This window comes from Geodermatophilus sabuli, assembly GCF_010686765.1.
GTDB classification, from domain to species: Bacteria; Actinomycetota; Actinomycetes; order Mycobacteriales; family Geodermatophilaceae; genus Geodermatophilus; species Geodermatophilus sabuli_A.
The window spans coordinates 228,824-248,281 of record NZ_JAAGWF010000008.1 but is presented as its reverse complement, the minus strand read 5'-3'; the positions used below and the strand labels follow the sequence as shown (position 1 = coordinate 248,281).

General features: G+C 74.5%; 20 protein-coding genes. 10 read left to right on the top strand and 10 right to left on the bottom strand.

The annotated features are described in order from the left end of the window. Positions 1–2: 2 nt before the first annotated feature. The 8 genes from fliQ (at position 3) to GCU56_RS23390 (ending at position 7,831) form a co-directional block, all read left to right on the top strand. Entirely contained in the window at positions 3–278 is a 276-nt protein-coding gene (gene fliQ, locus GCU56_RS08020; protein WP_163480984.1) for a flagellar biosynthesis protein FliQ, read from the top strand. A gap of 7 nt (positions 279–285) precedes the next feature. Further along, positions 286–1,050 carry a flagellar biosynthetic protein FliR gene (gene fliR, locus GCU56_RS08015; protein WP_163480983.1) on the top strand — a complete coding sequence of 255 codons (765 nt, stop codon included), beginning with the start codon at positions 286–288 and terminating at the stop codon, positions 1,048–1,050. Between the two features lie 3 nt (positions 1,051–1,053). Further along, a complete protein-coding gene (locus GCU56_RS08010; protein ID WP_163480982.1) occupies positions 1,054–2,187 on the top strand; it encodes an EscU/YscU/HrcU family type III secretion system export apparatus switch protein in 1,134 nt (377 codons plus the stop codon). Between the two features lie 135 nt (positions 2,188–2,322). Continuing rightward, complete coding sequence (gene flhA / locus GCU56_RS08005) at positions 2,323–4,365, top strand: flagellar biosynthesis protein FlhA (RefSeq protein WP_163480981.1); 2,043 nt, start codon at positions 2,323–2,325, stop codon at positions 4,363–4,365. Then, positions 4,346–6,829 carry a hypothetical protein gene (locus GCU56_RS08000; protein WP_163480980.1) on the top strand — a complete coding sequence of 828 codons (2,484 nt, stop codon included), beginning with the start codon at positions 4,346–4,348 and terminating at the stop codon, positions 6,827–6,829. Before flhA ends, GCU56_RS08000 begins: the two co-directional genes overlap by 20 nt. Beyond that, a complete protein-coding gene (locus GCU56_RS07995; protein ID WP_163480784.1) occupies positions 6,826–7,056 on the top strand; it encodes a hypothetical protein in 231 nt (76 codons plus the stop codon). Before GCU56_RS08000 ends, GCU56_RS07995 begins: the two co-directional genes overlap by 4 nt. Before the next feature lie 153 nt (positions 7,057–7,209). Further along, positions 7,210–7,614: a type IV toxin-antitoxin system AbiEi family antitoxin gene (locus GCU56_RS25480; RefSeq protein WP_440588737.1), complete on the top strand. Its 405-nt coding sequence runs from the start codon at positions 7,210–7,212 to the stop codon at positions 7,612–7,614. Continuing rightward, positions 7,517–7,831, top strand: a complete 315-nt coding sequence (locus tag GCU56_RS23390; RefSeq protein ID WP_204331757.1) for a hypothetical protein — start codon at positions 7,517–7,519, stop codon at positions 7,829–7,831. The genes GCU56_RS25480 and GCU56_RS23390 overlap by 98 nt, the downstream gene beginning before the upstream one ends. Before the next feature lie 77 nt (positions 7,832–7,908). On the opposite strand, the gene GCU56_RS07985 is transcribed toward GCU56_RS23390, so the two are convergent. The 4 genes from GCU56_RS07985 to GCU56_RS07970 all read right to left on the bottom strand — a co-directional run bounded on the left by GCU56_RS07985 (position 7,909) and on the right by GCU56_RS07970 (position 11,648). Then, on the bottom strand, positions 7,909–9,204 hold the full coding sequence (locus tag GCU56_RS07985) for a PhoH family protein (protein ID WP_163480979.1): 1,296 nt from the start codon (positions 9,202–9,204) through the stop codon (positions 7,909–7,911). A gap of 240 nt (positions 9,205–9,444) precedes the next feature. After that, positions 9,445–9,633 (bottom strand): hypothetical protein, encoded by a 189-nt coding sequence (locus tag GCU56_RS07980; protein WP_163480978.1) that lies wholly within the window; start codon positions 9,631–9,633, stop codon positions 9,445–9,447. Between the two features lie 4 nt (positions 9,634–9,637). Then, positions 9,638–10,855: a DUF885 domain-containing protein gene (locus tag GCU56_RS07975; RefSeq protein WP_163480977.1), complete on the bottom strand. Its 1,218-nt coding sequence runs from the start codon at positions 10,853–10,855 to the stop codon at positions 9,638–9,640. Between the two features lie 13 nt (positions 10,856–10,868). Next, positions 10,869–11,648, bottom strand: a complete 780-nt coding sequence (locus tag GCU56_RS07970; protein ID WP_163480976.1) for an isoprenyl transferase — start codon at positions 11,646–11,648, stop codon at positions 10,869–10,871. A 136-nt stretch (positions 11,649–11,784) separates the two neighbouring features. Here GCU56_RS07970 and trhA point away from each other — a divergent pair, with 136 nt between their 5' ends. Next, entirely contained in the window at positions 11,785–12,597 is an 813-nt protein-coding gene (trhA, locus tag GCU56_RS07965; protein ID WP_163480975.1) for a PAQR family membrane homeostasis protein TrhA, read from the top strand. A gap of 66 nt (positions 12,598–12,663) precedes the next feature. Here the strand turns inward: trhA and GCU56_RS07960 are convergent, their stop codons facing one another. From GCU56_RS07960 to GCU56_RS07945, 4 genes are read right to left on the bottom strand one after another with little or no spacing between them, the layout of a single operon-like run. Further along, on the bottom strand, positions 12,664–13,920 hold the full coding sequence (locus GCU56_RS07960; protein WP_163480974.1) for a geranylgeranyl reductase family protein: 1,257 nt from the start codon (positions 13,918–13,920) through the stop codon (positions 12,664–12,666). A gap of 40 nt (positions 13,921–13,960) precedes the next feature. Then, a complete protein-coding gene (locus GCU56_RS24520; protein ID WP_204331654.1) occupies positions 13,961–14,623 on the bottom strand; it encodes a maleylpyruvate isomerase N-terminal domain-containing protein in 663 nt (220 codons plus the stop codon). A 19-nt stretch (positions 14,624–14,642) separates the two neighbouring features. After that, positions 14,643–15,257 (bottom strand): hypothetical protein, encoded by a 615-nt coding sequence (locus GCU56_RS07950; protein ID WP_345771717.1) that lies wholly within the window; start codon positions 15,255–15,257, stop codon positions 14,643–14,645. 56 nt (positions 15,258–15,313) lie between these two features. Next, positions 15,314–17,311: a DUF255 domain-containing protein gene (locus tag GCU56_RS07945; RefSeq protein ID WP_163480973.1), complete on the bottom strand. Its 1,998-nt coding sequence runs from the start codon at positions 17,309–17,311 to the stop codon at positions 15,314–15,316. 246 nt (positions 17,312–17,557) lie between these two features. Between GCU56_RS07945 and GCU56_RS07940 the strand changes: the two genes are divergently transcribed. After that, positions 17,558–18,121: an AMIN-like domain-containing (lipo)protein gene (locus tag GCU56_RS07940; RefSeq protein ID WP_163480972.1), complete on the top strand. Its 564-nt coding sequence runs from the start codon at positions 17,558–17,560 to the stop codon at positions 18,119–18,121. Between the two features lie 28 nt (positions 18,122–18,149). Here the strand turns inward: GCU56_RS07940 and GCU56_RS07935 are convergent, their stop codons facing one another. Continuing rightward, complete coding sequence (locus GCU56_RS07935) at positions 18,150–18,485, bottom strand: hypothetical protein (protein WP_163480971.1); 336 nt, start codon at positions 18,483–18,485, stop codon at positions 18,150–18,152. Then, the gene (mca, locus tag GCU56_RS07930) at positions 18,482–19,369 is read right to left on the bottom strand and encodes a mycothiol conjugate amidase Mca (protein WP_163480970.1); all 888 of its coding nucleotides are present in this window, start codon (positions 19,367–19,369) and stop codon (positions 18,482–18,484) included. The genes GCU56_RS07935 and mca overlap by 4 nt, the downstream gene beginning before the upstream one ends. Positions 19,370–19,458 lie beyond the last annotated feature (89 nt).

Below are 19,458 nucleotides of genomic sequence, written 5' to 3'. Positions count from 1 at the left end.
CGATGTCTGACGCCGACGTCACCGAGATCGCGGTGCAGACGATGCTGGTCGCCGCGAAGGTCGCCGCCCCGATCCTGCTCACCGCGCTGCTGGTCGGGTTCCTCATCTCGCTGTTCCAGGCGGCGACCCAGATCCAGGAGCCGACCCTGTCCTTCGTGCCCAAGATGATCGCGGTCGCGATCGCGCTGCTGGTCACGGGCAACTGGGTGCTCGCCGAGATGGTCAGCTTCACCGAGGGCCTGTTCGACGCGCTGCCCCGGCTGCTCGACCGGACCTGAGGCGGCCATGGACCTCGAGGTCCCGGCGGTCACCCTGGCGGCGCTGCTGCTGGGCACCGCACGGGCGGCCGGCTTCATCCTGCTGTCCCCGCCGTTCAACTCCCGGAGCATCCCGGCCCCGGTGAAGGGCGCGTTCGCCCTCGCCCTGTCGGTGGCCCTGATGACCCGGATCGCACCGGACCTGCCCGACCCGACCGCCGGCTTCCTCGTCGTCGGGGCGGTCACCGAGGTGGTCATCGGTGCGGCACTGGGCTTCGTCGTGCAGGTGCTGTTCGCCGCCGTGCAGTACGCCGGTGACCTGATCGACCTCACCGGCGGCTTCTCGCTGCAGCCGGCCTACGACCCGCTGTCGATGACGACGAGTTCCTCGGTCGGCCGCCTCTACTACCTGTTGGCGACCACGCTGCTGTTCACCAGCGGCGGGCACCTGCTCATCGTGCGCGGGTTCGCCACCTCGTACGAGGGGCTGCCCGTGGGTGGCGGCTTCCCGGTGGATGACGTGGCCCAGGTGCTGCTCACCGCGTTCACGATGATGTTCCTGGCCGCGCTGCAGATCGCCGGACCCATGGTGGCGGTGCTGCTGCTGGCCGACGTCGCCCTGGCCCTGCTCAGTCGCGCGGCGCCGGCGCTCAACATCTTCGCGTTCGGCTTCCCGGTCAAGATCATGCTGACCCTGACCCTGCTCGGGCTCACCTTCCCACTGCTGCCGTCGGCTCTGGACGCCCTCCTCGAGAACGCCGCGCGCGCGATGGTCTCGCTGCGGAGCGGGTGAGCGATGGCCAAGGACGGACCCGGTGGGGAGAAGACCGAGAAGCCGACTCCCCAGCGCCTCAAGAAGGCGCGCAAGGAGGGGCAGATCCCCCGCACCCAGGAGCTCGGGACCTGGCTGGGGGCGGCGGCGGCCAGCGTGCTGCTGCCGATGCTCGTGGGCAACGCGTTCGACGGCATCGGCGAGCTGTTCGTGCGGGTGGGGACGGTGACCGCGCACCCGGACCCCGCCGCGCTGTCGGCGATGTTCGGTGCCGCGCTGAGCACCTTCCTCACCGCACTGCTGCCGATGGCGCTGACGCTGATGGTGGTCGGCACCGCCGCGTCGGCCGCGCAGGGCGGGGTGTCGGTGTCGGGCAAGCCGCTCAAGCCGACGCTGAAGAAGCTCAACCCGTTCCCCGGCATCAAGAAGATGTTCGGCACCCAGGGCCTGTGGGAGGCGGCCAAGGCGGTCATCAAGACCGCGGCCCTGCTGACGGTGGTCATCCTGACCAGCAGCCGGGCCCAGGAACTGGTGTCGGCGTCGGGGGCGCTGCCGCTCTCGGCGGTCGCCGCGACGTTCTCCGAGTCCGCCGTCCTCATGTTCCGGGTCGTGGCCGTGACCGGGTTGGTCATCGCGGTCGCCGACTACGTCGTCGTACGCACCAAGATGATGAAGCAGCTCAAGATGAGCCTGTACGAGATCAAGCAGGAGCACAAGCAGTCCGAGGGCGATCCGCACGTCAAGGCCCAGCGCCGGGCCACCCAGATGGCGATGTCGCGCAACCGGATGATGAGCGAGGTCGCCAACGCCGACGTCCTGCTGGTCAACCCGACGCACGTGGCGGTGGCGCTGAAGTACGAGGCCGACCGCGGCGCGCCCCGGGTGGTCGCGAAGGGCTCCGACGAGATCGCCACCAAGCTGCGCGAGAAGGCGGCCGAGGCGGGGGTGCCCCTGGTCCAGGACATCCCGCTCGCCCGCGCCCTGCACGCCTCCTGCGAGCTCGGGCAGGAGGTGCCGGCCCAGTTGTTCACAGCCGTCGCCCGGGTGCTGGCGTTCGTCATGCAGCTGTCCTCCCGCGGGGTCCGCGGGGGGTTCCACCGTCCGGGGTTCGCCGCGCCGGACGTCGCGGACCTCGTCCCCGCCCGCCGCCGCCGCTGAGGGAGGCCCTCCTGCCCCACCACTCGCAGGCTCGCGGCGGGGCCCTGCAGAGGGCCGACGGTGCCGCTGGGGCGGGTGGGACGGACGGCGCCCCGTCGGTGCCCCGGTCAAGCCGAACTGCCGATGAGTTGACTCGTGCAGAAGCTGACGAAGGCCGCCGTCCCGATCGGCGTGGTGGCCATCGTCCTCATGCTGGTCGTGCCGCTGCCGGCCGCCGTCCTGGATCTGCTCCTGGGCCTGAACATCACCGCGTCGCTGCTGATCCTGCTGGTCGCGATGCAGATCAGGAAGCCGCTGGACTTCGCCGTCTTCCCGTCGCTGATCCTCATCGCGACGCTGTTCCGGCTGGCCCTGAACGTCTCCTCGACCCGCCTCGTCCTCACCGACGGCTACGCCGGGAAGGTCATCGAGGCCTTCGGGCACTTCGTGATCGGCGGCTCGCTGATCGTCGGCCTGGTGATCTTCGTGATCCTCACGATCATCCAGTTCGTCGTCATCACCAACGGTGCCGGCCGCGTCGCCGAGGTCGGCGCCCGCTTCACCCTCGACGCGATGCCCGGCAAGCAGATGGCTATCGACGCCGACCTCAACGCCGGACTGATCAACGAGAAGCAGGCCCGCAAGCGGCGGCACGAGGTCACGGCCGAGGCCGACTTCTACGGCTCGATGGACGGCGCCTCGAAGTTCGTCAAGGGCGACGCCATCGCTGCCATCATCATCACGCTGATCAACCTCATCGGTGGCATGGCCATCGGCGTGATGCAGCGCGGCATGGCCCCGGCCGAGGCGGTCTCCACCTACTCGCTGCTGACCGTCGGCGACGGGCTGGTCTCCCAGATCCCCGCGCTGCTGCTGTCCACCGCGACCGGCATCATCGTCACCCGCTCGGCCTCCGACGGGGACATGGGCAGCGACCTGCTCGCCCAGCTGGGCCGGTTCCAGCAGCCGGTGCGCATCGCCGGTGGCGCGGCCATCGCCATGTGCCTCATCCCCGGGTTGCCGAAGCTGCCGTTCCTGGTCATCGGCGGGCTGTTCCTCTTCATGGCCGCCCGGATGAAGGACGTCGCGGAGGTCGACGAGGAGGCGGAGACCCAGGCGACCGGGGACGAGGAGCCCAAGCCCGACTCCCCCGAGGCGATCGCCGAGAAGATGCGGGTCGACCCGCTCGAGCTCGAGGTGGCCTTCGACCTCGTCGACCTGGTCGACACCGCCCGTGGCGGGGACCTGCTGGACCGGGTCAAGGCGCTGCGCCGCAAGGTCGCCATGGACACCGGCCTGGTCATCCCGCTCGTCCGCACCCGCGACAACCTGGACCTGCCGGCGTCGCAGTACGTCATCTGGCTCAACGGCGTGCCCGCCGCCAAGGGGATGTCGCCGGCGGGCACCGTCCTCGCCATCGGCGACGCCCTCGACGGCCTGCCCGGCAAGGCCACCCGCGAGCCGGTGTTCGGCCTGCCGGCCAAGTGGGTGCCCGCCGAGCTGCAGCGCCAGGCGGAGATGGCCGGCGCGACCGTCGTCGACCGCTCCTCGGTCATCACCACCCACCTGGCCGAGGTCGTCCGGCAGCACGCCGCCGAACTGCTCGGCCGGGAGGACGTCCGGCTGCTCGTCGAGATGGTCCGCCGCACCCACCCGATCGTCGTCGAGGAGCTCACCCCGACCCTGCTCACCCTCGGGGAGATCCAGCGCGTGCTGCACGGGCTGCTCGAGGAGAACGTGTCGATCCGCGACCTGGTGCGCATCTTCGAGGCGCTGTCGGTCCGCGCGAAGGTCTCGACCGAGGTCGACGGGCTGATCGAGGCCGCCCGCTCGGCGCTGGGGGCGGCCATCAGCCACCCCTACGTCACACCCGACGAGCGGCTGTACGTGCTCACCCTGGACCCCGCCTTCGAGCAGCGGCTGCTCGAGTCGGTCCGGGTGGGCGAGGGCGGTCAGGTGCTCGCGCTGGACGCCGGCACGGTCGACGGACTCGTCAACGGCTGCACCGGCCTGCTGTCCGAGGCCGAGCGGCTGGGCCTCGCCCCCGTGCTGGTGTGTTCCCCGCAGGTCCGGGCCGCCCTGTCCCGCCTGATGCGTCAGATCCTCCCCCGCCTGCCGGTGATCTCCTACACGGAGGTCTCCCGGACGGCCCAGATCGAATCACTGGGAGTGGTGAACGGTGCAGTTGCCATCCGTTGAGGCAGCCTCGCGCGAGGCGGCCATCGCTGCCGCGCGCGAGCAGTACGGCTCGTCGGTCCGCATCGTGGGGATCCGGAAGATCCGCTCGGGCGGCGTGATGGGCTTCTTCACCACCGAGCGGTACGTGGCCGAGGTGGAGGAGGTCGCCCCGGCCGTGGAGCGCCGGCCGGCGTCTCGCGCCGAGTCCGCGGCCCGCATCGAGGCCGCGCTCCGGCGCGACCCGGTGCTGCCCGACCCGGTGGACGAGATGGCCGGGCTCTTCGCCCGGGACGCCGGTGAGCCCGACGTCGACCTGTACTCCCGGACGGCGATGCCCCGGGCGACCCGGCAGGCCCAGCCGCGGGCCGCCCGTCCCGCCGACGCTCCGGCGCGGTCCGCGGCTCCGGCGCGGTCCGCGGCCGCGGCGTGGCCGGCGGCATCCCCGCGGTCGGCAGCCCCCGCCCGCGCGGCCGGTGCGGTGCACACGGTCGCGCCGCACCACGACCTGCCGGCCGGACCGCTGCCGGACGACGCTCCGCTGGCCCCCTCCCCGTTCACCGCGGCGCTGGCGCAGATGGTCGCCGGCGACGTCGACGTCCGTGAGGCGGTCGACGAGGCCATCGCCGCGGTCACCGCCGCCTCGGCCGCGGCCACCGCGCCCGCTGCCCCCGCACCGGTCGCCCCTCCCACGCCCGTCGCCCCTCCCGCGCCCGTCGCCCCTCCCGCGCCCGTCGCCCCTCCCGCGCCCGTCGCCCCTCCCGCGCCCGTCGCCCCTCCCGCGCCCGTCGCCCCTCCCGCGCCCGTCGCCCCTCCCGCGCCGGTGGCCTCCGTGCCCGTGGTCCCGCCCGCACCGGTCCCTCCGCCGGCGCCGGTCACCTCCGTGCCCGTCACGCCGGTGACCGTCGAGACCGTGGCCCCTGCGCACGTGGCCCCTCCCGCACCCGTCGCGCCCCCCGTCGAGACGGTCCCGGTCGTCGAGGCCGTGGCCGCCCACGCTCCGGTCGCGGCCCCGCCCGTCGTCGAGCCGGTCACCGTGGCGCCCGTCGCCGAGGCCGCCGTGCCGACGGCACCCGTCACCGAACCGCAGCCGGTCGTCATCACCGTCCGGCCGCCCGTCCCGGCTCCTGCCGTTCCCCCGGCAGCGCCGGTGGAGCCCGTGCCGGTCCCCGAGTGGGTGGACGAGCCGGACTTCGCCACCGGGCCGATCACCTCCCGCGAGGAGGCCATCGCCGAGGTGCTCCGGGCCGCGCTCGCGCACGACACCTCCGACGCTGCCCTGACCCAGCTCCTGCGCGGCGTGCTGGCCGGCTCCTCGGCGGCCGCGGACGAACCGGCTGCGGGGTACCTCGACGACGGCTACGGGTTCCTGTCCGACGAGGAGTACGCACTCGCCGAGGCGCACACCGCCGAGATGCCGGTGTGGGTCGACGCCGACGCCGAGGCCGACGAGTGGGAGGTGGTCGCCGAGGTGCTCGCCCCGACCGCGAGCGACCCGGCGCCCATGCCGCTGGACGCCACCACCGTGCTCCCGCCGCTGTCGCTCCTGCCCCCGCGCGCGCCGGGGACCGCCGTGGCCGTCCCGCCGCTGCTGTCCCGCCCGCCGGTGCCGCCCTCGACCCGCCGTCCGGGGTCGGGTCAGCAGGTGGCCCGGGCCTCCGGCGGACGCGGCACCGTGGGGCTGGCGACGGTGACCCGGCTGCCCGTGGCCCAGCGCGCGGCCACCTGGCGCCGCAGCGCTCCGGTCGTCGTGACGTCGGTGCGCGAGCGCCCCCTGGGCGGCGCGCCCACGGCACCGGGCGCCGGCGCGGCCGAGGAGGAGATCGTGCAGCGGCTGGTGGCCCTCGGCGTGCCGCAGCGGCTGCTCGGCGACGGGTTCGCCGCGGAGGTGGCCCGCTCCGGCACGTATGCGGCGCTCACCCGGGCACTCGCCCAGGGCCTGCCCGCCGTCCCCTTTCTCCCCACCGGACCCGGCGAGGTGCTGCTCGTGGTGGGCCCGGGCGTCGAGACCCTCGCCGCGGCCCGCTCGATCGCCGCGTCCCTCCGGCTGGACGGCGAGCGCCTGCAGTGGGCCTCGCGTGGTGACCTGGCGGCCCTCGCCCCGCGCAGCAGCCGGATCGCCAGCATCGACGTCGCCCTGGAGCGCAAGCAGGAGGCCGACCGCTCCGGGACCCTCACCATCGTCGCGGTCGACGCTCCCCTGCGCACCGGCGGCGGCACGTGGCTCGAGCAGATGATCGCGGTCTTCGCCCCGGCCGGCGTGTGGGCCGTGATCGAGGCGACGCGCAAGCCCGAGGACGTCGGCCCCTGGCTCGACGGGCTGTCCCGCGTGGACGCCCTGATGGTCCAGGACACCGACCTCACCGCCGACCCGGCCGCCGTCCTGTCGCGGACCGCCCTGCCCGTGGCCCTCCTCGACGGCGCCCGCGCGACCGCGCACCGGTGGGCGTCCCTGCTGTGCGAGCGACTGGAGAGCTCGGGGACATGAGCCCGCTGCGGTGGGACGTGCTCGCGGTGGGCTTCCTGCTCGCCGTCCCGGTCCTCGCCCTGGGGCTGCGCGGTGACCTGACCGCCGACGAGGTCGTCGTCCGGCTGCCGTGGTGCCTGGCCGCCGCCTGGGCCGCCGTGGCCCTGCTGCGCTGGGCGAGCGCGCCACCGCGCCGGCCGGCGGCAGCACCCCCGGACCCGGCCCCGGAGCAGCCCCCGCCCGCCTGACGCGTGCACCGTTCGGCTCCCTTGCGGGAGTCGCTCGCAGCTGGCCCGCACGCCCGCCGCGGGCAGCTGACCCGACTCCGGCGCGGTGCCCACCTGTCGGACGGAGCCCCCAGCGGCGACTCGGCGCGGCACCAGCTGCTCGTGCACGCGACGATGGCGGCCCTCCGTCGACCCGCCGTGGTCAGTCACCAGTCGGCCGCCGTCCTGCACGGCCTCCCACTCCGGGGCGTGGGCCTCGCCCGGGTGCACGTGACCCGGCAGCCCCCGGCGTCCGGTGAGCTCGGGCGGTTCCTGCGCTGCCAGGTGGCCCGGCTCCCGGACGACGACGTGATGACGGTCGACGGGCTGGCCGTGACCTCACCCGCACGAACGACCGTCGACCTGGCCCGCGTCCTGCCTGGCGAGCCGGCGGTGGTCACCCTCGGCGCGGCTCTGCGGTCGGAGTTCGTGCCGCCTGGGCTTGCCTCCCTCGACGCTGCAGCTGCCGGTGTGGTCGGCGGACGGCGCCCTGCTCGGCCGTGCGGACTCCGGTTGGCAGGAGCAACGCGTCATCGGTGAGTTCGACGGCCGGGCGAAGTACGGCCGCCCGCTCCGGCCCGGGCAGCCGGGCGACGTGGTGTTCGCGGAGAAGCGGCGCGAGGACGCCTTCCGCGAACAGGGCTGGGGCGTCGTGCGCTGGACGTGGGGGGACCTCGCACCCCGGGACCGTGGTCGCGGACCGGGTCCGTCGAGCGCTCGACCGGAGCCGCCGCCGGCCGGCGTGACACCGGATTGAGGGCGTCCCTCGCGCATGGCGGGCACTGCAGCACCGGCACTGCGCGGGGAACGCCCGCAACGCGGGTGCCCCCAGGCTCAGATCGGGAGGTCCTCCAGCATCTCGGTGACCAGGGCGGCGATCGCCGAGCGCTCGGACCGGGTCAGCGTGACGTGCGCGAACAGCGGATGCCCCTTGAGCGCCTCGATCACCGCGGTGATGCCGTCGTGCCGGCCGACCCGCAGGTTGTCCCGCTGGGCGACGTCGTGGGTCAGCACCACCCGCGACCCCGAGCCCAGGCGCGAGAGCACGGTCAGCAGGACCCCGCGCTCGAGCGACTGCGCCTCGTCGACGATGACGAACGAGTCGTGCAGCGACCGCCCGCGGATGTGGGTCAGCGGCAGCACCTCGATGAGGTCGCGGGCGGCGATCTCCTCCAGCACCGCCGTGGAGACCAGCGCGCCGAGGGTGTCGTACACCGCCTGCGCCCAGGGCGACATCTTCTCGCCCTCGCTGCCGGGCAGGTAGCCGAGCTCCTGACCGCCGACGGCGTACAGCGGCCGGAAGATGACCACCTTCTTGTGCGCGCGCCGCTCCATCACCGACTCCAGCCCCGCACACAGCGCCAGCGCCGACTTGCCGGTGCCGGCACGGCCGCCCAGCGACACGATGCCGATGTCGGGGTCCAGCAGCAGGTCCAGGGCCACTCGCTGCTCCGCGGAGCGACCGTGCAGCCCGAACGCCTCGCGGTCGCCACGCACCAGCCGCACCTGCTTGTCCGGGGTCACCCGCCCCAGGGCGGAGCCCCGGGAGGACAGCAGCACCAACCCGGTGTGCGGGGGCAGCTCGGCCGCCGCCGGCACGTACACGGTGCCGTCGTCGTAGAGCGCCGACAGCTCGGTGTCGTCCAGGGACAGCTCCGCCATGCCGGTCCACCCGGCGTCGACGGCGTCCAGCGCGCGGTACTCGTCGGTCTCGAGGCCGACGGCTGCGGCCTTCACCCGCAGCGGGACGTCCTTGGTCACCAGGCAGACGTCGCGGCCCTCGGCCCGCAGGTTGAGCGCGACCACCATGATCCGGCTGTCGTTGCTGTCGTTCCGGAAGCCGGCCGGCAACACCGACGGGTCGCTGTGGTTGAGCTCGACGTGCAGCGTGCCGCCCTCGTCACCGACCGGCACGGGCGCGTCCAGCCGACCGTGCTCGACCCGCAGGTCGTCGAGCAGCCGCAGCGCCTGCCGGGCGAACCACCCCAGCTCCGGGTGGTTGCGCTTGTCCTCGAGCTCCCCGATGACGACCAGCGGGAGGACGACGTCGTGGGCGCCGAGGCGGAGCAGCGCGGCAGGGTCGGAGAGCAGGACGGAGGTGTCGAGGACGAACGTGCGGCGAGTGGTCACGAGTCGACTCCCGTGGGGCGCCACCACGCGGACGTGGCGCGCCCCGGCTCGAGGGTGGCCGGGACCCGGCTGAGGAGCCGGGTGCCGGCCCCTCTGCTCGACGTGGACGTCAGCACCGGGCCTCCCGTGGAGAGCGAGGTGAGCTCGTCCTCCACTGCGGACGGTAGGCCCGGCAGGTGACAGGAACGTGTCGAGCAGCAGGCGTGTCCCTCCTTCGGGTCACCACGGGCCACAGCCGTCTCAGCGGCTCCCGCGAGGTCGCCGCGGCCGCATGGCGACCAGCACCCAGACCAGCGGGACGACGAGCACCGGCCACTGCAGGCTCAGGTCGCCGATCCACCAGATGCCGCCGACCAGGAGCACCGCCAGCCAGCCCGCCGTCCACAGCCCGAGGTCCCGGGCCTCCTCGGGAGTGTGCCGCCGCGCCATCTGCTCAGGCGGCCCGCAGCTCGCCGGCGATCCCGGCCGGCGTCAGTGGCTCGTCGAGCAGCCGCACGAACCGGTCGGCGACCGGCTGCCCGACCGGACGCCCGTCGAGCCACGCCGACAGCAGGTCGAACCCCTCGACGTAGGTGGTGATGTAGGCGCGCCACAGCGGGTGGGTGAGGAAGCGCAGCTGCTGGCGGGCCCGGTCGGCGCTCACCAGGGACCAGCGCTGGATGTACCCGGCCACCTCGTCGGCGTCGGCCCCGCGGTCGTGCAGGAGGACGGCGGCGTCCTGGCGGACCCGGTTCAGCGGCGCCGCCGCGGCCGCGATCTGCTCGGCCAGGTGCCCGTCGAAGCGCAGGCCCAGGTCACCCAGCACGTCGGCCGCCCACGGTCCCCAGCCCGCGCCGATGGAGGCCTGGACGCCGAGGTCGGCCAGGCCCTCGGCCATCAGGCACTCGGGGGTGTTGACCAGGAACACGGTGTGCTCCAGCCGGGCAGCGCGCTCGACCAGGCCGAGCTCCTTGCGGCAGTGCTCGGTGTGGTGCCCGGGATAGGCCTCGTGCGCGACCAGGTGCGGCAGCTGCCCGAGCCGGTGCGGCAGGTCGGCGTTGATCGCCACCCGCGAGCGGTAGTCGCCCTCGTAGTAGTTGAACCCCGACCACGGCTGGTCGGTCACCACCTCGTACCGGACGGTCTCGCTCTCCGGCAGCCCGTACTCGCCCCGGACCCGGTCGCGCAGCGCGCTGGACAGGGCGTGCACCGCGTCGGCCAGCCGGTCGGGCGGGCACTCCTCGCGGCGGCGGTGCGCGGCGTACCGCTCGGCCAGCGGGGCGCTGCCCGGCAGCAGCCGGTCGAGCTCGGCGTGGGCGGCGGCGTAGGCGCCCGGGTCCCCGAGGGTGAGGTCGACCTGGAAGTAGCTCGACACCTCGTCGAGGAAGGGCACCGGCTCGCCGCTCATCTTCCGGGCGCTGCACTCCAGGCCGGTGAGCTGGCCGCGCAGGAACTCGGTGCGGTCGGCCGGCAGGTCCGCGGCGGGCAGCTCGCGCAGCAGCGCCCGCGCCTGGTCGCGCAGCCCCTGCGGCGTGGGCGCCGGCTCGTCCGCCACCTCCGCGCGGATCCGGCGGTGACCGGTGTACGCGTCGACGAAGCCCGACTCCAGGCGGTCGAACCGCAGACCCAGCCGCACGTACTCCAGGGGGACGTCGAGCGCGTCGGCTGCCATGGACCGCAGTTTCTCAGCCGCCGAAGCGGCGGTGCCGGGCGGCATAGGCGCGCAGCGCGCGGAGGAAGTCGACCCGCCGGAAGTCGGGCCAGTAGACGTCGGTGAAGTGGAACTCCGAGTGCGCGGTCTGCCACAGCAGGAAGCCCGAGAGCCGCTGCTCCCCGCTGGTGCGGATGACCAGGTCGGGATCGGGCTGACCGCGGGTGTAGAGGTGCTCGGCGATGTGCTCGGCGTCCAGCACGCCGACCAGCTCGTCGAGCGTCGTCCCCCGCTCGGCGTGCTCGGCCAGCAGCGACCGGACGGCGTCGGCGATCTCCCGCCGTCCCCCGTAGCCGACCGCGAGGTTGACCGACGCCCCGGGCCGGTCCCGCGTCTCCTCCTCGGCCTGCTTGAGGACGGCGACGGTCTCGGCCGGCAGCAGCTCCAGCGCACCCACCGGGCGCAGCTGCCAGCGCCGGTCCGGGGCGGCGAGGTCCTCGGCGACGCCCTCGATGATCCGCAGCAGCGGGAGCAGCTCGGGCTCGGGCCGGGAGAGGTTGTCGGTCGAGAGCAGGAAGAGGGTGACCACCTCCACGCCGGCCTCGTCGCACCAGCCGAGGAACGCCGCGATCTTGTCGGCCCCGCGGCGGTGCCCCGCGTTGGGGTCCTCGAGCCCGATGGCCCGCGCCCAGCGGCGGTTCCCGTCGACGATCACGCCGACGTGACGCGGGATGTCGGCGCCCACCAGGGCACGGGCCAGCCGCCGCTCGTAGACCTGCGTCAGGAGGTCACGGCCCCACTGGCGCACCCCCACGGGAGGTCACCCTAGGCCCCTCCTCGACCCCGCTGCGTACCCGTTCCCCGACCAGCACCGGAGCTGCCGGCGACTGACAGCGAGCTCACACGTCGGTCGCGCTGCGACGCAACCTACGGCTACGTAACCTCGGTCCATGAGTGCTCTGCCCGACGACCGTGAACCCGTGCGGATCGAGGCGGACAGCGCGGAGATCGAGGCGCCTCGCGGGCCGGCGGTCGCCACCGTCCTCGCCGAGGGCGAGCGGGTCGAGCACGCGTGGACCGCCGAGGACTTCGCCGACGACGACTGGGAGCATCCCGACACCCGTCCCCGGATGCGGGGCTGGCTGCACCTGTTCGCCTTCTTCGGCTCGATCGTCGCCGGCGCAGTGCTCATCCCGCTGGCCGCCGTGCAGGGCGCCCGTGCCGGGTTCTCCGTGGCGCTCTACTGCCTGACCATCCTCGGGTTGTTCGGCATCAGCGCCCTCTACCACCGGCGCCGCTGGTCACCGCGCGGCTGGAAGATCATGAAGCGGCTCGACCACTCGATGATCTTCCTGTTCATCGCCGGCACCTACACGCCGTTCGCCCTGCTCGCCGTCGACCAGCCGACCGGGTACTGGATCCTCGCCGGGGTCTGGGCCGGCGCGCTGGCCGGCGTCTCGCTCAAGCTCAGCTGGCCGACCGCGCCGCGCTGGCTGGGCGTGCCGCTCTACATCGGCCTGGGCTGGGTCGCCGTCTTCATCCTGACCGACATCCTGCACATCGCCGGCGTGACCTCGCTCGTGCTGCTGGCCGCAGGGGGCCTGCTCTACACCGCCGGCGGCATCGCCTATGCGATCAAGAAGCCCAACCCCTGGCCGGGCACCTTCGGCTACCACGAGGTCTTCCACGCGCTGACCATCGTCGCGGCCATCTGCCACTACATCGCCGTCTACTTCGCCGTCTACAACTCGCCCTTCCTCTGACGGAGGACCCTGCTCTCCCCGCCGCGGCGGGTCCTCGCGGGAGGGCCGGGGGCCCGGGCGGGTCGGTCAGGCCGTGAACGGGGGGCGGTCGTCGAGGCGGACGGAGGCGCGGCCGGCGAGTCGCCAGGCGCGCGCGACCACGTCGCGGTCCTCCTTGGTCACCAGGTTGCCCATCACCCGCAGTGCCACGGTCATCAGCGCCTCCGAGCGCATGCCCACCGGCCCGGCGGCGGGGAGGAACCGGGGGACCGTCAGCAGCCCCGCCAGCCGGCGGGCGATGGAGAAGGCCTCGCCGTAGTGCCGCCGCAGCGTGGCCGGCCAGGCCGCTGACCAGTCGTCGTCGGACAGCAGGCCCGCGATGCTGCGCCCGGTCTCCATCCCGTAGTCGATGCCCTCGCCGTTGAGCGGGTTGACGCAGCCGGCGGCGTCGCCGATCAGCGCCCAGTTGCGGCCGGCCACGTTCGACACCGCGCCGCCCATCGGCAGCAGGGCGGAGGCCGGCGCCTCGACCGGCCCCTCGAGCTGCCAGTCCGCGCGGCGGGCCGCGGCGTAGACCTCCAGCAGCGCCTTGAGCGCCACCCCGGCCGGACGCCGGGCGGTGGCCAGCGTGCCGACGCCGATGTTCACCTGTCCGGACGCCGCGCCGAGCGGGAACACCCAGCCGTACCCGGACAGCAGCTCCCCCTCGGCGCCGCGCAGCTCCAGGTGCGAGGAGATCCACTCGTCGTCCGCCCGGCCCGACCGGACGTAGCCGCGGGCGGCGACCCCGTAGGCGGTGCCGCGGTGCCACTCGCGGCCGAGCACCCGCCCCAGCGGGGACCGGGCGCCGTCGGCGACCACCAGCCGCCGGCAGCCCACGGTGACGGTCTCGTCGTCGGCGAGCTCGAACACCACGCCCGTGACGCGGTCGCCGTCCCGCTCGACGTCCACCGCCCGGGCGCCGTCGAGCGGGACGGCGCCGTCGGCGAGCGCCACCGCCCGGATCCGGGCGTCCAGCTCGGTCCGCGGCACCGCGCTGCCGTGGTCGGGGAAGGCGCCGCCCGGCCAGGGCAGCTGCCACTCCCGGCCGAACCCGGCCGCGCGGAGGCCGCGGTTGCGGGCGTGCCCCCGGGCCCAGTCGCCCAGCCCGAGGGAGTCGAGCTCGGCCATCGCCCGGGGGGTGAGGCCGTCGCCGCAGGTCTTGTCCCGCGGGAACGTCGCGGCGTCGGCGAGCACCGCGTCCCGCCCGGCGCGGGCGGCCCAGGCGGCGGCCGCCGAGCCGGCCGGGCCGGCACCGACCACGAGGACGTCGGTCGACGAGGGGAACCCGGTGCCGGCAGTCACCACCCCAGTGTCCCTGGTCGCCGGATCCCCTCCGGCGCCCTCACCCGAACAGCGGGAACCGCTCCACCGCCGGACCCAGCAGGGCACGGTCGGAGTCGTCGAGGGGCGAGCGTCCCGTGCCCCGGCGGGCGGCGGTGACGTCGTCCCAGCCCGCCGGGAGGGGCCCGCCGAGCAACCCCTCGAGCACCCGGCGGACCTCGGCCAGCGGCGCCGCGGCCGGCCCCGGCCGGTCCAGGTGGGCGACCAGGTCGAGGTGGTGGACGGCGGCCTCCACCGCCAGCGTGGAGAGCAGGTCGGCCACCGTCATGACCCTGCCCTGGGTGCGGACGAGGTCCGAGGCGTCGACCCGTCCGGCGGCGACGAGCACCGCGGCGGACGTCTCGGCGTAGCGCCGACCGACCGGCCCGAGGCCGCCCTGCACGCTGGCCACCACCCGCGTGCTCCACAGCTCGTCCTCGTCGCCGGGAGCCGGCGGACGCCACGCCAGCCAGTAGTCGACGGCGGTGGTGTCCGCCGGCCCGTCGGCGGGGGTGTTGAGCGCGACCAGGGCCCGGCGGGCGTCGCCGAGCAGGTGGACGCCGAGGTCCACCGGCGTCCAGCCGGCGCAGCCGGTGGGCTGCCAGCCCTCCTCGGCGGTCAGGGCGGACAGGGCCGCGGCCAGGTCGGCGTAGGCGGTGCGCAGCAGGTGCAGCGGCTCGGACACGGCCCGAGCCTGGCAGGTCTCAGCCCACCGAGGGTCCCCGCCCGCGCACCTCCTCGACCGAGGCCATGGCCTCGCGCAGCTCGGTCAGCCAGTCCTCGGCGTGCTGCCCGACCAGCCGGACCGCCCAGACCAGCGCCTCGGACCGGGAGCGCGCGACGCCGGCGTCGACGAGCGTGTCCAGGACCAGCCGCTCGGGCTGCCGCAGCCGGGTCATCACCGGCACCGACAACGTGGTGAACAGCTCCCGGACCTCGCCGCAGCTCGCCCCCCACGCGACCGACCGGCCGTACCGGGCCTGGGCGGCGTCCGCGATCGCCATGCGCTGCTCGCGGGTCTCCTCGCGGAAGCGCGCGATCCGGCCGGCCCGCGCGGCCGCCGCGTCACCGTCGACGGGCGACGGCTCGGCCAGCGGGCCGACGACGGTGATCTCGTCGCGGTCGATCAGCAGCTCCACCGGCCCGGTGAACCAGCCGTCGGGCAGGCGGCCGGCGAACCAGCCGGCGACCTCGGCACGCTCGACGGGGGGTGGCGCCTCGGGTCCGCGGCCGCGGCCGCCCGGGCCGCGGCCCCCGCGGAACGCTCCGCGCATGCCGGCGAACGGGGTGTCGGAGAAGCGGTGGTGGTGTCCGTGCACGACGGCCTCCTCAGGAGTTGATTACACGATTACACGGTAATCGTCCGGTGCCCCGTTCAGGAAGGGCCCAGCACTCCGCCGAGAGGGGACAGCTCGGTGACCGGCGCCGAGCAGACGAAGCCCCGGCACACGTAGACGGCCGGCCGCCCCTGCGCCAGCGGCCGGCCCGCCAGGAGGGGCACCCCGGGTGTGTCGGGGTCACCGACGACGACCACGGCTCCCGGGCTCACCGACGCCCGGGCCGCCGCGGCGAGCGCGTCGCGCTCCGCGCCCGCCGGCCCGCTGACCGCGATCTCCAGCGGACCGGCCAGCAGCGCCTCCCCCACCGCCGCCGCCCATCCGGCCGCGCGTGGGGCCTGCGCGACCAGCCGGGCCAGCGACCCGACCGCCGCCTCGCCCAGCTCGCGGTGTCGCGGCGCCCCGGCCAGAGCCGCGTAGGTGACCAGCGCCCCGCCCGCAGCGGCCACGCCGGCCGGCGTCGGGCCGTCGGCCGGGTCGAACGGCCGGTGCACGAGCGCCTCGGCGTCCGCGGCGGTGTCGTGCCAGCCGTCGGCGTCGATGAACTGCTCGGCCACGACGTCGAGCAGGTCGCCGGCGAGCTCGAGCCAGCGCCCCTCCCCGGTCGCCTGGTGCAGGGCGAGCAGGCCCTCGGCGAGGTCGCCGTAGTCCTCCAGGACGCCGGCCGGAGCACCGGCGACCCCGTCGCGCGAGGCCCGTCGCAGCCGGCCGTCGACCCAGTGCACGTCGGCGACGAGGACGGCGGCCCGGCGCGCGGCGGCCACCGACGCCTCGTTCCCCGTCAGCACCCCGTGCTCGGCGAGCGCGGCGATGGCCAGGCCGTTCCAGGCGGTCACCACCTTGTCGTCACGGGCCGGCTGCGGACGCCCGGCACGGGCCGCGACGAGCCGCTCGCGCACCGACGCCAGCCGGGCCGGCTCGTCCGGGTCGCGGAGCAGTCGGAGCGTCGAGGCGCCGTGCTCGAAGGTGCCGGCCGGCGTCACCGCGAACACCTCCGCGGCCCACCGGCCGTCGTCCTCCCCGAGGGCCTCGACCAGCTGGTCCGGTGTCCACACGTAGGTCAGCCCCTCGACGCCGTCGGTGTCGGCGTCGAGTGCGGAGGCCAGACCCCCCTCGGGCGTGCCGAGGTCGCGGATCAGGAAGGCCGCGGTCTCGTCGGCCACCCGGCGGGCCCACGACTCGCCCGTCGCCCGCCACAGGTGGACGTACACCCGGAGCAGCAGGGCGTTGTCGTAGAGCATCTTCTCGAAGTGCGGGACGACCCACTCCGCGTCGACGGCGTAGCGCGCGAACCCGCCGGCGAGCTGGTCGTAGATGCCACCGCGGGCCATCGCCTCACCCGTGCCCGCGGCCATCCGCAGCGCCTCGGGGTCGCCGGTGCGCGCCCAGTGACGGAGCAGGAACTCGAGCAGCATGGACGGCGGGAACTTCGGCGCTCCCCCGAACCCGGCGAACTCCTCGTCGTAACCGCCGGCCAGCGCGGCGACCGCGGTGTCGAGCACCTCGGCCGTCAGCGGCATGGGGGCACCCAGGTCCAGCCGGGCGGAGATGCCCTCCACGATCCGGGTGCCCGCCGACTCCAGCTCCTCCCGGCGGGTCGTCCACGCCTGCGTGACCGCACCGAGCACCTGCCGGAAGGCGGGCATGCCGTGCGCCGGCCTCGGCGGGAAGTAGGTGCCGCAGTAGAACGGCCGGCCGTCGGGCGTGGTGAACACCGTCATCGGCCACCCGCCGTGCCCGGTCAGTGCCTGGGTGGCGCTCATGTAGACGCTGTCGACGTCGGGCCGCTCTTCCCGGTCGACCTTGACGCAGACGAAGTCGGCGTTCAGCTGTGCCGCGGTGGCCTCGTCCTCGAAGGACTCGTGGGCCATGACGTGGCACCAGTGGCAGGCGGCGTACCCGACCGACACCAGCACCGGGACGTCGCGGGTCCGGGCCTCGGCGAACGCCTCCTCGCCCCACTCCCGCCAGTCGACGGGGTTCTCCGCGTGCTGCAGCAGGTAGGGGCTGGTGGCGGCGGCGAGGCGGTTCGGCACGACGAGGGCCTACCCGACGGGCTCGCCGGCACGCGCCGGGCGGCGGTCCGCACCGGACTCCGTCACGGACAGCACATGTGCTCGGACGGCGCGATCGGACGCGCCGGAGAGTTGTCGAACTGTGCCCGAGCCTGGGCACCAGCTTCGGCGTTCCTGGACGAGCACAGGTCTTTCCCAGGCGCGGCGCGTCGGCGGATTCTCACCACACCGCACCCCATGCGGCACATCAACCACAGGAGGCCCGCCATGACCCGCAATCGCTTCCGGATCCTCGTCCTGATCCTCTCCGCCCTCGCCCTGCTCGGCGTCGTCAGTCCCGCCGCCGCGGCGACCAACGCCTGCGCGACCCCGTGGGGCTCGCTGGCGAAGTCGGTCCACCCCAACGACCCTGGCCGCAACTTCGTGCACGACATCCGTGCCGGGAAGCACGCGTGCTACGACCGGGTGGTCATCGACATCGCCGAGGTCGAGGGCTTCGAGTCCTACTCCGTCCGCTACGTGCCCCAGGTGCGCATGGACGGCAGCGGGGCCGTGGTCCCGCTCCGGGGTGGGGCGAAGCTGCAGGTGACCATCGGCGCCACCGGCTACGACGACGACGGCGACCCGACCTACACGCCGGCCGTCCCGCGTGAGGCGGTCGGCGTCGCCGGGTTCAGCACCCTGCGCCAGGTGGCCTGGCTCGGGTCCTACGAGGGTCGGTCGGACGTCGGCATCGGCACGCGGGCGCGGCTGCCGTTCCGCGTGTTCGTGCTCGAGGGTGGCTCCAGCCACGTCGACCGGCTCGTGATCGACGTGGCGCACCGCTGGTAGTCCGGTGCGCCGGATGACGGCCGGTCGGTCAGCCCCGCGAACGCGGGGCGTCCGGCCGGCCGTCGTCGTCCCGCGGTGGCTCGATGGCCAGCGGCGCGCGCCGGAGCGTGTCGAGCAGCTCCTGCCCAGGCCCGGGCGGCGGCTCGAGCAGCTCGGCCGGGGTGTCCGGGACGACGACCTGCGGCTCGTCGTCCTCGGGGTCGAAGCTGCGCGGCAGCCGCTTGAGGTGCCGCGACATCGACTTGACCAGGAGTGCGGTGGCGATGAGCAGCACCACGATCAGCAGGAGCCCGAGGGGTCCGGACTTGCCCACGTCCTCGGGGAGCTGGTCGCCCGCCGCGGCGAGGACGACGGCCGCACTCATCGGACGGTCACCTCGCTGCGCACACCGGCGAACAGGTCGTCCTCCGGCACGGGGGAGTCGACCACCGACCGGGCGAGCTCGTAGTCCTCGGTCGGCCACACCCGCTGCTGGACCTCCAGCGGGCAGGCGAACCAGCGGCCGGTCGGGTCGATCTGCGTCGCGTGGGCGATCAGCGCGGCATCACGGACCGCGAAGTACTCGGCGCAGTGCACGCGGGTGGTGACCCGGTGGGACAGGTCCCGGTCGGGGTCCCAGTTCTCCAGCCACTCCGCGTAGGGCGACTCGTGGCCCGACGCGAGGATCGCCTCGTGCAGCGCCCGCGTCCGGGGCAGGGTGAAGCCCATGTGGTAGTAGAGCTTGCTCGGCTGCCAGGGCTCGCCCAGCCCCGGATAGCGGTCGGGGTCGCCCGCCGCCTCGAAGGCGTGCACCGAGATCTCATGGGTCTTGATGTGGTCGGGGTGCGGATAGCCGCCTCGCTCGTCGTAGGTCGTGATGACCTGCGGGCGGAACCGGCGGATCAGCTCGACCAGCGGCGCCGCGGCCTCCTCGAGCGGCACCAGCGCGAAGCACCCCTCCGGCAGCGGCGGCAGCGGGTCCCCCTCGGGCAGGCCGGAGTCGACGAACCCCAGGAACTCCTGCTCCACGCCGAGGATCTCCCGCGCCCGGGCCATCTCCTCGACCCGGATCTGCGGCAGCCGCTCCCACACGTCGGGCCGGTCCAGCGCCGGGTTGAGCACCGAGCCGCGCTCACCCCCGGTGCAGGTCGCCACCATCACGCGGACGCCCTCCGCGACGTACTTCGCCATCGTCGCGGCGCCCTTGCTCGACTCGTCGTCGGGATGGGCGTGCACGGCGAGCAGGCGCAACGGGTCTGCTTCGGTCACCCGGTCATTGTCCCCCGCCGGTACGACCGTCCGCCGCAAAGGGGCCCCTCGTTCGGGTGGAGGTGGTGCTCGTCACCTCGTGTTCCACT